Below are 15,252 nucleotides of genomic sequence, written 5' to 3'. Positions count from 1 at the left end.
CTTGAAAGCCGGCCATCCACACCAATATCCCCGGCTCGCACCACAGCCACACGGACGCCGCACGCATGACCGCACCTGCCGAAACCCGCAAGTTCGAAGCCGAAGTCGCCCAGGTCCTGCACCTGGTCACGCACTCGCTGTACTCGCACAAGGAGATCTTCCTGCGCGAGCTGATCTCCAACGCCTCCGACGCCTGCGACAAGCTGCGCTTCGAGTCGATCGCCAATCCCGACCTGCTGGGCGGTGAGAGCGAACTGCACATCGACGTCAGCTGGGACAAGGCGGCGCGCACGGTGACGATCCGCGATACCGGCATCGGCATGAGCCGCGACGATGTGGTCGCCAACATCGGCACGATCGCCAGCTCCGGCACGCGCCGCTTCCTGGAAGCGATGAGCGGCGAGCAGAAGGCCGATGCGCGCCTGATCGGCCAGTTCGGCGTGGGCTTCTATTCGGCCTTCGTCGTCGCCGACCGCGTGACCGTGATGACCCGCCACGCCGGCGCCGCGCCGCAGGATGGCGTGAAGTGGGAAAGCGATGGCCGCGGCGAGTATTCGCTGGAAGCGGTGAGCCTGCCCGAGCGCGGCACCACCGTCGTGCTGCACCTCAAGGCCGACGAGGACGAATTCCTCGACGGCTGGAAGCTGCGTTCGCTGGTGCGCAAGTATTCCGACCACGTCGCCTTCCCGATCCGCATGCCCAAGGACGCGCCGATGCCGGCCGAGGGCGAGGACGAGGCCAAGTCCGACGCCGCGCCCGAATGGGAAACCGCGAACGATGCGTCGGCGCTGTGGACCAAGCCCAAGTCCGAGATCAGCGACGAGGATTACCAGGGCTTCTACAAGGCGCTCGGCCATGATTTCAACGACGCCGCCGCGTGGACCCACAACCGCGTCGAAGGCAGCCAGAGCTTCACCACGCTGCTGTATCTGCCGTCGCAGCCGCCGTTCGACCTGATGATGGGCGGGCGCGACGAGCGCAAGGGCCTGAAGCTCTACATCAAGCGCGTGTTCGTCATGGACGCGGCCGAGGAACTGCTGCCGAACTATCTGCGCTTCGTGCGCGGCGTCGTCGACGCCGACGATCTGCCGCTCAACGTCAGCCGCGAACTGCTGCAGCACAACCGCCAGCTCGACCGCATCAAGGGCGCCTGCGTGAAGCGCGTGCTCGACCTGATCGAGAAGCTCGCACGCGACGACGCGGACAAGTTCGCCGCGTTCTACAAGGCCTTCGGCAATACGCTCAAAGAAGGCATCGTCGAGGACGCGTCGAACCGCGAGCGCATCGCCAAGATCCTGCGCTTCGCCTCGACCAAGGGCGACGGCGCCGCGCAGACCGTATCGCTCGACGACTACGTCGGCCGCATGGCCGTCGGCCAGGACACCATCTGGTACATCACCGCCGACGGCTACAAGGCCGCTGCCGGCAGCCCGCAACTCGAAGCCTTCCGCGCCAAGGACATCGAAGTGCTGCTGATGTTCGACCGTATCGACGAATGGATGCTCGGCAGCCTGCACGAGTACGCCGGCAAGTCGATGAAGAACGTCGCCAAGGGCGAGCTGCCGCTCGACGAGGCCGACAAGGCGAAGCAGGCCGAAGCCGCCACTGCCGCAGCGCCGTTGGTCGAGCGCATCAAGACGCTGCTCGGCGAGCGCGTCGGCGACGTGCGCGTGTCCGCGCGCCTGACCGATTCGCCGTCGTGCCTCGCCCTGGCCGACTACGAAATGGCCCCACACCTCGCCCGCCTGCTGCGCGAAGCCGGCCAGGACGTGCCGGACAGCAAGCCGACCCTCGAGATCAATCCGCAGCACGCCCTGCTGCAGCGGATCGAAGGCGAAGCCGACGATGCGAAGGCGACCGATCTGGCGACGCTGCTGCTGGAGCAGGCCGAGATTGCCGCGGGCGCGCCACTGCCGGATCCGGCGGCGTTCGTGCAGCGGATGAACCGGGTGCTGCTGGGCGGTTGATCATCCGGCCTCGCGCTTCGCTCAAGCCCTCCCCCGCACGCGGGGGAGGGTTGGGTGGGGGCGCGCATGAAGCGTGATACGCGCGCTGTATGGGCCGATGACCGCGCCTGATCTACAGACGCGCGTATCGGGTGCGGATCTAGCCGCTTCCGGTGTTGCGTGATGCCGTCATCGGCCACTTGCCTACCTCGCGAAGTCGCACATGGCTCGCAAAGGCGCCCTCACCCCAACCCCTCTCCCAGAGGGAGAGGGGCTCGAAGCGCGCCTGCTCGAACGGGAGCGGCATGCTGACGGCTCAAAGCGCGTATGTCCCCACCAGAGCGGCGTGCTGTCGGTCCGACACGCGCCAGCCCTGATAAGGGAGCGCGATGCTGCACTAGCCCCTCTCCCTCCGGGAGAGGGGTTGGGGTGAGGGCAGAGTCGCGGGAAACCAGACCGTCAAAGCGGATATCCACGCACGCCCCGGACCGGGAACTGCATCGCGCGACGATGCGATCTACCGCATCCCCGCCGTCTCCCGCGCCGGCAAGCTCTGCGGCCAGCCGCCGGCCAATGCGCGGTACAGCGCCACCGCATCGGTCGCGGTGCGGGTGCGGCCGGCGGCGAAGGCGTCTTCGGCCTGCAGTTGGGTGCGTTCGGCATCCAGGACTTCCAGCAGGCTGGTACCGCCAGCATCGAAGCGCATGCGCGCGAGTTGTGCGGCGCGGGCGCTGTCGCGGGCGGCGCGTTCGAGTTCGACATCGGCGTCGTGGGCACGGTCGAAGCGCACCAGGGCATTGCCGGTGTCTTCGAGTGCGCGCAGCACGGTTTGCTGGTAGCGCGCGAGTTCCATCGAGGCGTCTGCGTCCGCCGCGGCAATGCGTGCGCGCACGCGGCCGATGTCGAGGAAGGACCAGTCGATGCCCAGTGCGACCAGTCGCGTTTCGCTGTCGCGTCCGAACAGGGCGTCGATGTCGCCGGCCTGGCTGCCGATCAGGCCGCCCAGCGTGAGCCGCGGGAACAGGTCGGCCGTAGCGACGCCCACACGCGCGGTCGCCGAATGCAGGCGATGTTCGGCCGCGGAGACATCGGGGCGTATACGCAGCACATCGGCCGGCGTGCCGGGGTCGATCGCACGCGGCACCGCGGGCAACGCTCGCGCGACGCTCAGCTGCGCGCGCAACGCGTCGGGCGTGCGGCCGGTGAGCACGGCGATGCGGTGGGTCGCGACGGCGATTTCGGCTTGCAGCATCGGGATGCGCGACGCGGTCGAGGCGGCCTGCGCCGAGGCGCGCGCGCTGTCGAAGTCGCTGTCCTGTCCGGCGTTGCGACGCGCTTCGACCAGCGCCAGCGTGTGCTGCTGGTTGCCGGCATTCTCGGTCGCCACGCGCAGCCGTTCCTGCAGGCCGCGCAGGTCGAGATACGCCGTCGCCACTTCACCGACGATCGCGACCTGCAGCGCGCGCAGATCGTCCGCGCTCGCGGCGACATCGGCGCGTCCGGCTTCGACGCTGCGGCGGACGCGGCCGAACAGGTCGAGTTCCCAGCTGGCGCCGATGCCGATATCGAAGCTGTCGGTGTCGCGTGCATCGCGGGGTACGCCGGGCGCCTGGTCGGCACTTGCGCGATTGCTCGCAGCGTTCGCGCTGGCGTCGATCGTCGGAAACTGATCGAAGCGTGTGCCACGCAGCAAGGCGTTCGCGCGGTCATAGCGGGCGAGCGCGATGCGCAGGTCATGGTTCGCCGCCAGCGTGTCGTCGACCAGCGCATTCAACTGCGGATCGCCGAACGCCTGCCAGAACGCGGTATCGAGCACGGCGGGCGCGGCGGTGTCGGTTGCGGCGGTCGCATCTTGCGCGGTCACGCCTTCGAACGTCTCCGGCACGGCCATCGACGGCCGCACGTGCTCGGGGCCGACGGCACAGGCGGCCAGCAAGGCCGTCGCCAGCACCGTGATCAGCGGTCGCATCACCACGGCAGCACCTCGTCGAGATAGAAGTAGCCGCCGGTCGGGCCGGCATCGTCGATCAGCGCCAGACGCACGCTGGTGCGCGCGCCGTCGGCGACTTCGAGTTCGCCGTTCTGTTCGTCGCCGGCCTTGTTCATGTCGGTACGCACGTAGCCCGGATGGATCGTGTTGACCTTGATGCCGGCGTCCCTGAGCACGTGGGCCAGGTGCACTGTCCACGCGTTCACGGCGCTCTTGGAGACGTTGTAGGCCGGCACGCCCTTGAAGTCGTAGATGAAAGAGTCCGGATTCTGATGCTCGCTGATCGAACCGAGCAGGCTGGACACGTTGACGATGCGGCCCGCCGCCGACTTGAGCAGCAGCGGCAGCAGCGCCTGGGTGGTCGCGATCAGGCCGAACACGTTGGTCTCGAACGTCGTGCGCCAGGTGTCGATGGACTGGCCGGCAGCGCCGAGCTGCGCATCGTCGGCGAGGATGCCGGCGTTGTTGACCAGGATGTCGAGCCGGCCGTGGCGGTCTTCGACGGTCTTCGCCGCAGCGGCGATGCTCGCGGCGTCGGTGACATTGAGCGCGATGGCCTCGACCGGCAGACCGTCGGCCTGCAGCTTCAAGGCGGCTTCGACGGCTTTGTCGCGGTTGCGGCCGGCCAGCAGCGTGTGCACGCCGGCTTCGGCGAGCTGACGCACGGTTTCCAGACCGATGCCGCGGGTGGCGCCGGTGACGAGGGCGATACGGGGAGAGGTGCTCATGGATGACTCCTGCAGTGAGGATCTGGGGTGAGGCCGCGCGACTGCGCGCGGTCCGGTTCGAAGCGGTGAACGGGTGCGATGCGGACTGCAACGGCACGGGTCATGCGTGCAGCCCCTTGTCTGGAACGTCAGGCGTGGGCGCAACCGGCTTGTGCGAGACCAGCGGCGTGTTCGCGAGCTTGCGCAGCGCGACGTAGAACACCGGCGTCAGGAACAGGCCGAAGATGGTCACGCCCAACATGCCGGCGAACACGGTGACGCCGGTGATCGAGCGGACTTCCGCACCCGCACCCGTCGACAGCACCAGCGGCACGGTGCCGGCGATGAAGGCGACCGAGGTCATCACGATCGGACGCAGTCGCAGGCGGCTGGCTTCCAGCGCGGCCTCGACGATGCCCTTGCCCTGCAGCTCCAGCTCGCGGGCGAACTCGACGATCAGGATCGCGTTCTTGCACGCCAGCCCCATCAGCACGACCAGGCCCACCTGCACGAACACGTTGTTGTCGCCGCCGGCCAGCCACACGCCGAACAGCGCCGACAGCAGCGTCATCGGCACGATCAGAATCACCGCCAGCGGCAGCGACCAGCTTTCGTACAACGCCGCGAGCACAAGGAACGCCAGCAGCACCGCGAGCGGGAACACCACCATGGCCGCGCCGCTCTGGTTCGACTGCTGGTAGCTCAGGTCGCTCCAGCCGATGCCCATGCCGGCCGGCAGCACCTGTCCGGCGAGCTCGGTGACCTTGGCCATGGCTTCGCCCGACGACAGCACGCGCGGGTCGGCATCGCCCAGCAGATCGGCCGCGGGATAGCCGTTGAAGCGGATCACCGGGTCCGGCCCGTAGGTCTGGCGGACGTTGACCATCGAACCCACCGGCACCATCTCGCCCGCTTCGTTGCGCGTGCGCAGGTTGGCGATGTCGGTCACCTCGTCGCGGAACTGGCCGTCGGCCTGGGCGATGACCTGCCAGGTGCGGCCGAACATGTTGAAGTCGTTGACGTAGGCCGAACCGAGGTAGGTCTGCAGCGTGTCGAACAGTTCGGTCAGTGGCACGCCCTGCGCCTTGGCCTTCTCGCGGTCCACGTCGGCATCGAGCTGCGGCACGTTGGCCTGGTAGCTGCTGATCGGATAGCCCAGACCCGGCGTCTGCATCGCCGCGCCCTGGAACGCCTGCACCGCGGCCTGCAGTTCACCGTATCCCAGGCGCGTGCGGTCCTCGACGAACAGCGACCAGCCCGAGCCGTTGCCGAGGCCCTGGATCGGCGGCGGCATGAAGGCGAAGGTGAAACCTTCCTGGATCGTCGAGAACTTCTGGTTGAGCTCAGCGGTGATCTCTTCGGCGCTGCGCGAGCGCTCGCTGAAGGGATCGAGGGTGAAAAAGATCACGCCATTGTTGGGCGTATTGGTGAACTGCAGCGGGTTGAGTCCGGGGAACGCGATCTCGCTGGCGACGCCGTCCACTTCATTGGCGAGTGCCGCCATTTTCTTCAGCACCGCGTCGGTGCGCTCGATCGATGCGCCCTCCGGCATCTTCACGCCGGCAATCACGTACAGCTTGTCCTGCACCGGAATGAAGCCCGCGGGCACCACCTTGAACATCAGGCCGGCGCCGACCAGCAGCACCGCATAAACCAGAAACACCGCGCCGCGACGGCCGAGCACGCGCGACACCGCGCCTTCGTAGCGCTGCGAACTGCTGTTGAAGAAGCGGTTGAAGGGCCGGAACGCCCAGCCGAACAGCCGGTCGATCAGGCGCGAGGCGCGGTCCTTCGGCGCGTCGTGCGAACGCAGCAGGATCGCCGCGAGCGCCGGCGACAGGGTCAACGAATTGAGGCCGGAGATCGCGGTGGCGATGGCGATGGTGACCGCGAACTGCTTGTAGAACTGCCCGGTCACGCCGGTCAGGAACGCCATCGGCACGAACACCGCGCACAGCACCAGGGTGATGGCGATGATCGGGCCTGACACTTCGCGCATGGCCCGGTGCGCGGCCTCGAGCGGCGCCGCGCCGAGTTCGATGTGGCGCTCGACGTTCTCGACCACGACGATCGCATCATCGACGACGATGCCGATCGCCAGCACCAGGCCGAACAGGGTCAGCGTATTGATCGAATAGCCCAGCAGGTACAGCACCGCGAAGGTGCCGACGATCGACACCGGTACCGCGATCAGCGGGATGATCGACGCGCGCCAGGTCTGCAGGAACAGGATCACCACCAGCACCACCAGCAGCGTGGCCTCGAGCAGGGTGACGACGACCGACTTGATCGAATCGCGGACGAAGATCGTGGTGTCGTAGATCGACTGGATCTGCACGCCGGGCGGCAGCTGCGGGCGCAGCTCGTCCATCTTCGCGACGACACCGTCGCGGATGTCGAGCGCGTTCGCACCCGGTGCCTGGAAGATGCCGATTGCCGCGGCGTTCTTGCCGTCGAGGCGCGCACGCAGCGTGTAGTCGCCGGCGGCGAGTTCGATACGCGCGACATCGGCCAGGCGCACGAGCTCACCGTCGGCGCCGGATTTCAGCACGATGTCGCCGAATTCCTCGACGGTCTCCAGCCGGCCCTTGGCGTTGATCGGCAACAGGAAGTCGCTGCCGTTGGGCATCGGCTCGGCGCCGAGCTGGCCGGCGGAGACCTGGACGTTCTGCTCGCGCACCGCGCGCACCACGTCGCTCGCGGTCATGCCGCGCGCGGCGATCTTGTCGGGATCGAGCCACAGCCGCATCGCGTAGTCGCCGCCGCCGAACAGCTGCGCATCGCCGACGCCGGTGATCTTGGCCAACTCGTCCTTGACGTGCAGGCGCATGTAGTTGCGCAGGTACAGCGAGTCGTAACGGCCGTCCTCCGAGGTCAGATGCACGACCATCAGGAACACCGGCGACTGCTTCTGCGTGGTCACGCCTTGCCGTCGCACGTCCTCCGGCAATCGCGCCTGCGCCTGGGCCACGCGGTTCTGCACCCGCACCGCCGCCTCGTCCGCATCGGTGCCGGGCTTGAAGGTGACGGTGAGCTGCAGCACGCCGTCGGAGCCGGCGACGGACTTGATGTACATCATGTCCTCGACGCCGTTGATGGCTTCCTCGAGCGGCGTCGCCACGGTTTCGGCGATCACCTTCGGGTTGGCACCGGGATACACGGTGCGCACGACTACCGAGGGCGGCACGACCTCCGGGTATTCGCCGATCGGCAGCAGCGGGATGGCGATCAGGCCACCGGCGAAGATCAGGATCGACAGCACCGCGGCGAAGATCGGCCGGTCGATGAAGAAGCGGGAGAAGTCCACGGGGAAATCCTTGTGGGCGGCGCGTGGGCCGCAGAGAAAAGAACGCGGGAACGGCAAGCCCTTCTCCCTGTGGGACAACGTGCCCTCGGGGTAGAAGGTGCCCCGGAGGGGCGGATGAGGGCGGGGCACTACCGGCGCGACCAGCAGCCCTCACCCCAACCCCTCTCCCCAGGGGAGAGGGGCTCAAGCAATCGCGCGTCAGCGCTTCGCGACTGCCTCGACCGGCTGGCCGCCGCGCATCGCGACCGCCTTCGGCGCGACCGGCATGCCCGGCATGAAGACCTTCTGCACGCCGTTGACGATCACGCGATCACCCGCGGCAAGCCCCGATTCGACGACGCGCAGACCTTCGACGATCCGGCCCGGCACGATGTCGCGGCGCTGCGCGGTGTTGTCCTCGCCGACGACGTAGACGTACTTGCGGTCCTGGTCGGTGATCACCGCCTTGTCGTCGATCAGGATCGCCGGGCGCGCGGCCGCGCCTTCCAGCTGCACGCGGGCGAACATGCCGGGGGTGAAGCGACGGTCCGGGTTCGGCAGCACGGCGCGGGCGCGCACGGTGCCGGTGGCCGGGTCGATCTGGTTGTCGAGGAAGTCGACGGTGCCGGCATGCGGATAGCCGGTCTCGTCGGCCAGACCCACGCGCACGGCGTTTTCTCCGTTGCGGCGTTCGCCGGCCCGCGACATCGCCTGGTGACGCAGATAGGTGCGCTCGTCGGTTTCGAAGTAGACATGCACCGGATCCTGCGAGACCACGGTGGTCAGCATCGACGCGTCGGCCTGGGCGAGATTGCCGGTGGTCAGCATCGCGCGACCGGCGCGACCGGCGACCGGCGCACGCACTTCGGTGAACGCCAGATCCAGCCGCGCCGTTTCCACCGCGGCCTGGGCGCCACGCACCGCGGCTTCGGCTTCGGCGCGACCGGCGCTGCGGGCTTCGAAATCGTCGCGCGAGATCGCGCTGGCATCGATCAGCTGCTGTGCACGTGCGTGACGCGTGGTCGCCAGCTGGGCATCGGCGCGGGCGCGGGCCAGCTCGGCTTCCGCACGCTGCAGCGCGGCGCGGTAGGGCCGCGGATCGATGACGAACAGCAGGTCGCCCTGCTTCACTTCATCACCTTCGGCATAGGCCACGCGCTGCACGTAACCGCTGACCCGCGGGCGCAGTTCGACGCTTTCGACCGCGGCGATGCGGCCGGTGGCGTCGTTCCAGTCCTGCACCTGTTCCGACAGCACCGCGGCGACGCCGACATCCGGCGGTGGCGGCTGGGTCTGGTCCTGGGCCTGGGTGTCGCAACCGGCGACGACGACCGCCACGGCGACGGCCAGGCCGGTCGCAGCGAGAGCGCGCCACGCGCGCGGTGTGAGGTGGGTGCGGATCATGAGCGGGATTCCTGGGGGGAGGCGGCAGTGGCGAGGCGACGCAGCAGAGCGCTGGCGTCGGTCTGGTGTTGCGTGGGGGGTGCGCATGGACCGACGTCGAGGTCGTCGGACAGGCCGGGCGGGCGCACGGCGGCGCCGATCGGAAAGCGCACGAGGGCGACGTCGGCGTTCGCGGCGCCATCGACCATGCGCAGCGCGTGGTCAGCGATCGCGTCGACATCCGGCCATTGCGCGCGCGCAGTCGCCGCGTTGGCATCGCAGCGCACCGGCGAATCGACGGCGAGCATCTGCACGCGCACCGGTAGGGTGCGCGCTTCTTCGTGCAGCACCCGCGCGAGCATCCGCAGCGCGGACGCGCCGATCGAGTGATGGCCGTAACCGGACCACGGATGGTCCGCGCCCGGGCCGCCGATCAGCACGTACCCGGCGCGCGGTTGCGTGGCGAGCAGCGGCAGCAGATGGCGCGCGATGGACAGATGCGGCAGCAGGTCTTCGTCCAGGCGACGACGCAGGAAGTCGGCAGGCGCATCGAGCACACGCTGGCTGCCGGCGGCGCCGCGGATCGCCGCGATCACCGCGCCCGGTGCCGGGCCAGGCAATGCACGCAGGCGCGCGGCGAGATCGGCGGCGTCACCGTCACTGCGGATATCAGCGAACAGCGTGGTCAGCGCGGCGCCGTACCGGGCCTGCAGACGGTCGAGCGCATCGGCGTCATTGGCGACCGCGATCGTGCGGCGTCCGGCAGCCAGAGCCTGCGCAACCAGGCGCGTTCCGACCATCCCGGTGGCGCCCACAATCACCAAAGGCGCCTTGATTGTCCCTTTCATGGGATTTTGTCTCCCGAAAACCGCGCTTCGATCGACGCCGGGGCGTTGCGGGGACGTGTCTTGCCAGGCAGCCACGACCACAACCAGCCCCAGCCCGCGTGCCCGGCCTGCAACCGCTTCGGGGTCGCGATCCGGGCGCTAGACGATTGATTCGGCGGGATTTCCATACGCAGTCCGCGGCGACGCGCGGGGGCGGTCGCAGAACGTTTCGCAGGGGGCGCGGCGGGACGTGGGACGGACATGGGCGGCGTCGACTCGGGGGATGCCGCAGATCATCCGCTTCGAAAGGGGACTTGATTAGTCCCTATTCGAGGGAATAATTATCCCCGTCACGGTCCAATCCTCCGCGCACCGTGCGCGCGCCCGCTCCAGGAGTTCCACATGGCACACGATCTCAACGAGACCCTGATCTTCGTCAAAGTGGTCGAGCAGGGCAGCTTCATCGCGGCCGCCAACGCACTGGGCCTGCCCAAGACCACGGTCAGTCGCAAGGTCCAGGAACTCGAACAGCGACTGGGCGCGCGCCTGCTCAACCGCACCACGCGTCGGCTGGGCCTGACCGAGGCCGGCAGCGTCTATCACGAGCACTGCCAGCGCATCGCGCGCGGACTCGAAGATGCCGAGAGCGCCGTCGCCCAGCTGCAGTCCGGCCCACGCGGCTGGCTGCGTTTCACCGTGCCGTACTCGATCGGCATTACCTGGATCGCGCCGCTGCTCGGCGACTTCCAGGCGCAGTACCCCGAGATCCAGCTCGACATGCACATGGGCAACGAGAAGCTCGACCTGATTGCAGGCGAAGCCGATCTCGCCCTGCGCATCGGCACCCTGCCCGATTCGAATCTCGTTGCGCGCAAGCTCGGCAGCCTGCGCACGCAGGTGTTCGCCAGCCAGGCGTATATCGAACAGCACGGCGAGCCGCTGCACCCCGACGACCTGCAGCACCACCGTACCCTGGTGATGCGCAAGAGCCACAACGCGAACAACCGCTTCGTCTGGTCCTTGACCGACGGTCGCGCGCTGCGCGATTTCCCGGTCAACCCGCAGCTCGTCGCCAACGATCCCGCCGCGCTCAACTGGGCCCTGATCAAGGGCGAGGGCCTGATGCTGACCGGCGACGTGATGGCCAAAGCCTTCGTCGAGGCCGGCATGGTGCAGCGCGTGCTCGCCGGCTGGACCGGTCCGGAAGTCGACTTCAACGCGGTCTTTCCCGGCGGCCGTCTGGTCTCGCCGAAGGTCCGCGCGTTCGTGGATTTCCTGATCGACCGTCTGAACTTCGACGCCGACCACATGCAGACGCTGTGCAAGGTGCAGCAGCAGGCGATGCAGGCGAAGGCGGCGGGCAAAGTCGCGCTTGCGCAGCTGGAAAAAGCGACTCGGCGTGCGGTGGCGCCGCAGGTGGACGCCGATGAGGAGCTTGTGCGCGTTGAGCGGTGACGAGGTTTCGCGCTGCACGATGGCTTAGCGTTGCACGTGACAGCGTGCGTGCCGCAGTGTTGCCCGGCACGGGTGCGGCGTTGCGAGACGCAGAATCCAGACACGCTCGGCAAGCTCTGAACAACTCCACTCGTACTCGTCATTCCCGCGGCTTTCAACGGACGCATGTCCGGTCAAGCGGGAATCCAGTGCCTTCTGGTCAATCGCTTGAAGACCCGGGACAACGCGCCGTGCGGCGGTTGAAGGCCCCGCTTCCGGGGAAATGACGGACTTGTGCAGAAGTCCCTAGGGCTGCGCCGCAGCGTCGGCCGGAATCGTCCACCCCTGCACCAGCGCATAGAGCATGCGCCGGTCCTCGGCATCCAGCGGGCCCTCGGCCAGTCCGCGGAAGCGCAAGCGAAACGCGCGCGACGTCGCGTCGAGATCGTCGACCGGATATCCCAGCGTGCGGAACGCCTGCTCCACGTCGAACCCGCGCGGCGCCGGCAGCGTGTCGTCGCGCGGCCAGAGGCCATAGCCGTGCCGGGCCAGGCGCTTCCACGGAAAGTGCACGCCCGGATCGATCTTGCGGGCAGGCGCGAGGTCGGAGTGGGCGATGAAGTTCTCGGCCGGAATGCGCCAGCGCGTCTTCAGATCACCCAGCAGGACCAACAGGCTCTCGACCAGCGGCTCGGTGAACGGCTCGCGTCCGTTGTTGTCGAGCTCGATGCCGATCGAGGCCGAGTTCACGTCCGACACCGCGCCCCAGCTGCCCGCGCCGGCATGCCAGGCGCGGTCGAGGTCGGAGACCAGCTGGTAACGCTCGCCGTTCTTGCCGATCAGGTAATGCGAGCTCACGCGTCCGCCGCTGTTGGCGGTGCGCAATGTGTCGAGGCTGCGCTGCACCGAATCCTGTTCGGTGTAGTGCAGCACCACCAGCACCGGTCGACGCGCATCGTGATTGGTGGACGGCACCCAGGTGGCGAGCGGATTGCGCGGTGCGTTGTGGGCGCAGGCCGACAGCAGCAGCGCGGCGAGCAGAACGATGAGAGTGCGCATGTCCGCATTGCACCCGCTCGCGCGCACGGACGCAAGCCGCCATGCCGATGCGGAACGGTCAGCGGTCGAGCAGTACGCGCACGTGACTGCGGTCGTGCAGATGTTCGAGGCGTGCTTCGTACCAGCAGCCGTCGCTGGCCAGACGCTCGCATTTCCAGGACAGGAAATCGAGCGCCCACGTCGCCTCCGTCGCCCGGCTGCGCTGCAGGAAGGTGTCGAGCACGAAGACCGCTTCGAGACGGTGATCGTTGCGCGTGACCCAATCGGTCCAGTCGAGCAGCCAGTCGTAGTCGGCCGGCGGGCGTGTCGGTGCGTGCATTTGTGGGGTCCCGTCCGCCACACGCGTGGCGCAACGACAGTGCGTTGATCCGATCGAATGAGCGCATTGCAACGCTGCACCGCACATGGCGTTGCCCGTATCGCGAACGACCTGCAGCATGTCGCTGCCATGCCGCGTTTCGAGTGCGTCGAGTTCGTACCACTCGCCGGTCTGGATCAGTCGTGCACTGGCCCACGAGACGAAAGCAAAGCGCCAGTCCGCTGCGCCACTGCGGTGGAGGAGTTCGGACACCGCGATCTCGAGCGTTTCGCACCCGTCGGCGGACGGCCCCCAGCATGGCAGGGACGTCAACCAGTCGAAATCCGTCTCGGGCGATCGCTCCATGGGCACGCGGCGCCCCGCGTCGGCGTTCCGACGCGGGGACATCCGGCCTACTGTCGTGCGACCAGGGTCATGCCGGCGTAGGTGCCGGTCAGGCGTACGTAGTAGGTGCCGGCGACCGGTGCGGTGAAGCGCACGGTTTCGGTGTTGCTGGCGGCGCGGGTGGAAAATCCATCGCGGTCGGTCGTAGTGGGCACGCGTCCGGCCGCGACATACATCGACACGTTGCCAGTGCCGTTGTAGGTCATGAACGTCAGGGTCGCGCCCGCCTGTGCCTGGAAGCTGAAGAGCGCGTCCTCGGCGCCGTTGGACAGATTGCGCAGCTCCACCTTGTTCTGCAGCACGGTGGCCGGCGGTGCACAGTTTTCGGTGCACGGGGGCTGCGTCGCAGTCGTGAGCAGGGTGGCGAGATCGAGAATGCCGGTGCCCATCGGCGTGGAGCCCGGAATCGACACGGGGAACTGACGGGCGGTGCTGCGCAGCAGCGTGCGCATCTGCGACCAGTTCAGCGGCGTGTCGACGACGCTCTGCACCATCGCCACTGCGGCCGCGACGTGCGGCGAGGCCATCGAGGTGCCGGTATAGCCGCCGATCACGTATTCGGTGGTTGGGCGCGTGGTGCCGGCATTGATCGCCTGGAAGATGTATCCGTTCGGATCGCCGTCGACCGAGCCGCCGCCACCGGGCGCGGACAGATCCACGCGCGTGCCCCAGCTCGAATAACTCGCCTTGCCGCCGGTGACGCGGGTGGCGCCGACGGCGATGACGCCGCTGCAGGAGCCCATGGTGTAGGTGCTTGCGTCGGCGTTCGAGTTGCCTGCCGCCACGACGATGATCGAGCCGAGATTGTTCACGGCGTTGATCGCGTCCTGGTAGACGGTCGGGCAAGACGACGGGGCGCCGCTGCCCAGGCTCATGTTGATCACTTCGGCCGGGTTCGGGTTCAGCGGCAGGCCATCGACCTGCGCACCGGCCGCCCACAGCATGCCGTCGGCGATGTCGCTGCCGTAGCCGCCGCAGGACCCGAGCACGCGCACCGGCACGACCTTCGCGTTGTGTGCCAGCCCGGCAAGGCCGACGCCGTTGTTGGTCTGCTGCGCGATCGTGCCGGCGACATGGCTGCCGTGCCAGGAGCTGGCCTCGGCGGGGTGGGGTTGGGCACCCAGCGCGGTGCAGTAGTTGGCCTCTACCCAGTCGCCAACGTCCCAACCGCCGGCGACCCGCTCGTCGGTGTCGCGGCGCGAGATGAGCTTGTCGGAGATCATGTCGTAACCCGGCAGCACGTTGACTGCGAGGTCGGCGTGGTTTTGCACGATGCCCGTATCGATCACGGCCACGATCACGCCTTCGCCGGTCGAGATGTCCCAGCCCTGTTCGGCGCGCACGCCGCCGGTCGCGTTGTTGAAATTCCACTGCAGCGTCGCGTAGGCGGGGTCGTTCGGCGCGGCGGCGCGCACGACCTGGGTGCTGCGGGCGACGTCCGCACGCTGATACAGACGATCGGCCTCGACCTTAAGCACGCCCGGCTCGGCGGACAGCTCGCGGATGAAGCTCGCCTTCTCGGATTCCGAGAGCGCACGCGAGGTCTGCACGACGTGCCAGCCCGGTGCGCCCATGCTGCGCAGCACGCGCGCAGTTGCCGCCGGACGCGCGGCAGCGGTGGTGGTCGCGCGCACGGCGCTGGCGAGGCCGGCGCGGCGCACTGAAGTATTCAACGCACCGCCCAGTGCGGCGCGGCCGTTGGCCGCAGTAGCCGAGGTCTTGACCACGAAGCGCTGTGCGCCTGCGCCCGCAGCAGGCGCTGCAGCCATGTCACGGGTCACGATACGGTCGAGGCGGGGCGGGGCAGCCTGGGTGGCGCCGGTCAACAGGATGGCGGCGATCGCGGCGCCGAGGGTGGTCTGGATGCGCATGGAACGTGTCTCCGTCAAAGGATGGGGGCCCGGATGGGCGAATCGG

At 68.2% G+C, this 15,252-nt stretch carries 9 protein-coding genes and 1 pseudogene; 2 read left to right on the top strand and 8 right to left on the bottom strand.

Going from position 1 to position 15,252, the window contains the following annotated elements; all coding sequences use genetic code 11:
* Positions 1-65: 65 nt before the first annotated feature.
* A complete protein-coding gene (htpG, locus tag J2X52_RS01170) occupies positions 66-1,967 on the top strand; it encodes a molecular chaperone HtpG (RefSeq protein ID WP_310147582.1) in 1,902 nt (633 codons plus the stop codon).
* A 496-nt stretch (positions 1,968-2,463) separates the two neighbouring features.
* On the opposite strand, the gene J2X52_RS01165 is transcribed toward htpG, so the two are convergent.
* From J2X52_RS01165 to J2X52_RS01145, 5 genes are all read right to left on the bottom strand, one after another.
* A complete protein-coding gene (locus J2X52_RS01165; protein ID WP_310148777.1) occupies positions 2,464-3,915 on the bottom strand; it encodes an efflux transporter outer membrane subunit in 1,452 nt (483 codons plus the stop codon).
* On the bottom strand, positions 3,915-4,664 hold the full coding sequence (locus tag J2X52_RS01160) for an SDR family oxidoreductase (RefSeq protein ID WP_310147581.1): 750 nt from the start codon (positions 4,662-4,664) through the stop codon (positions 3,915-3,917). Before J2X52_RS01160 ends, J2X52_RS01165 begins: the two co-directional genes overlap by 1 nt.
* Positions 4,665-4,764: 100 nt before the next feature.
* A complete protein-coding gene (locus J2X52_RS01155; RefSeq protein ID WP_310147579.1) occupies positions 4,765-7,950 on the bottom strand; it encodes a multidrug efflux RND transporter permease subunit in 3,186 nt (1,061 codons plus the stop codon).
* A 198-nt stretch (positions 7,951-8,148) separates the two neighbouring features.
* Positions 8,149-9,333, bottom strand: coding sequence for an efflux RND transporter periplasmic adaptor subunit (locus tag J2X52_RS01150; RefSeq protein WP_310147577.1), 1,185 nt, complete (start codon positions 9,331-9,333; stop codon positions 8,149-8,151).
* On the bottom strand, positions 9,330-10,160 hold the full coding sequence (locus J2X52_RS01145) for an NAD-dependent epimerase/dehydratase family protein (RefSeq protein WP_310147576.1): 831 nt from the start codon (positions 10,158-10,160) through the stop codon (positions 9,330-9,332). The genes J2X52_RS01150 and J2X52_RS01145 overlap by 4 nt, the downstream gene beginning before the upstream one ends.
* 381 nt (positions 10,161-10,541) lie before the next feature.
* On the opposite strand from J2X52_RS01145, the pseudogene J2X52_RS01140 reads away from it, so the two are divergent.
* Positions 10,542-11,450 (top strand): annotated as a pseudogene (locus J2X52_RS01140) (LysR substrate-binding domain-containing protein); the annotation flags it as partial.
* Positions 11,451-11,879: 429 nt separating this feature from the next.
* On the opposite strand, the gene J2X52_RS01135 reads toward J2X52_RS01140, so the two are convergent.
* From J2X52_RS01135 to J2X52_RS01125, 3 genes are all read right to left on the bottom strand, one after another.
* Positions 11,880-12,632, bottom strand: coding sequence for an N-acetylmuramoyl-L-alanine amidase (locus tag J2X52_RS01135; protein ID WP_310147574.1), 753 nt, complete (start codon positions 12,630-12,632; stop codon positions 11,880-11,882).
* A 58-nt stretch (positions 12,633-12,690) separates the two neighbouring features.
* The gene (locus J2X52_RS01130; protein ID WP_310147572.1) at positions 12,691-12,951 is read right to left on the bottom strand and encodes a hypothetical protein; all 261 of its coding nucleotides are present in this window, start codon (positions 12,949-12,951) and stop codon (positions 12,691-12,693) included.
* Positions 12,952-13,343: 392 nt separating this feature from the next.
* The gene (locus J2X52_RS01125; RefSeq protein WP_310147570.1) at positions 13,344-15,206 is read right to left on the bottom strand and encodes a S8 family peptidase; all 1,863 of its coding nucleotides are present in this window, start codon (positions 15,204-15,206) and stop codon (positions 13,344-13,346) included.
* Between the last annotated feature and the right edge of the window lie 46 nt (positions 15,207-15,252).

This window comes from Luteimonas sp. 3794 (assembly GCF_031456825.1).
GTDB lineage: Bacteria > Pseudomonadota > Gammaproteobacteria > Xanthomonadales > Xanthomonadaceae > Luteimonas.
The sequence above is the reverse complement of the archived record's forward strand: the minus strand, read 5'-3'. Positions and strand labels throughout refer to the sequence as shown.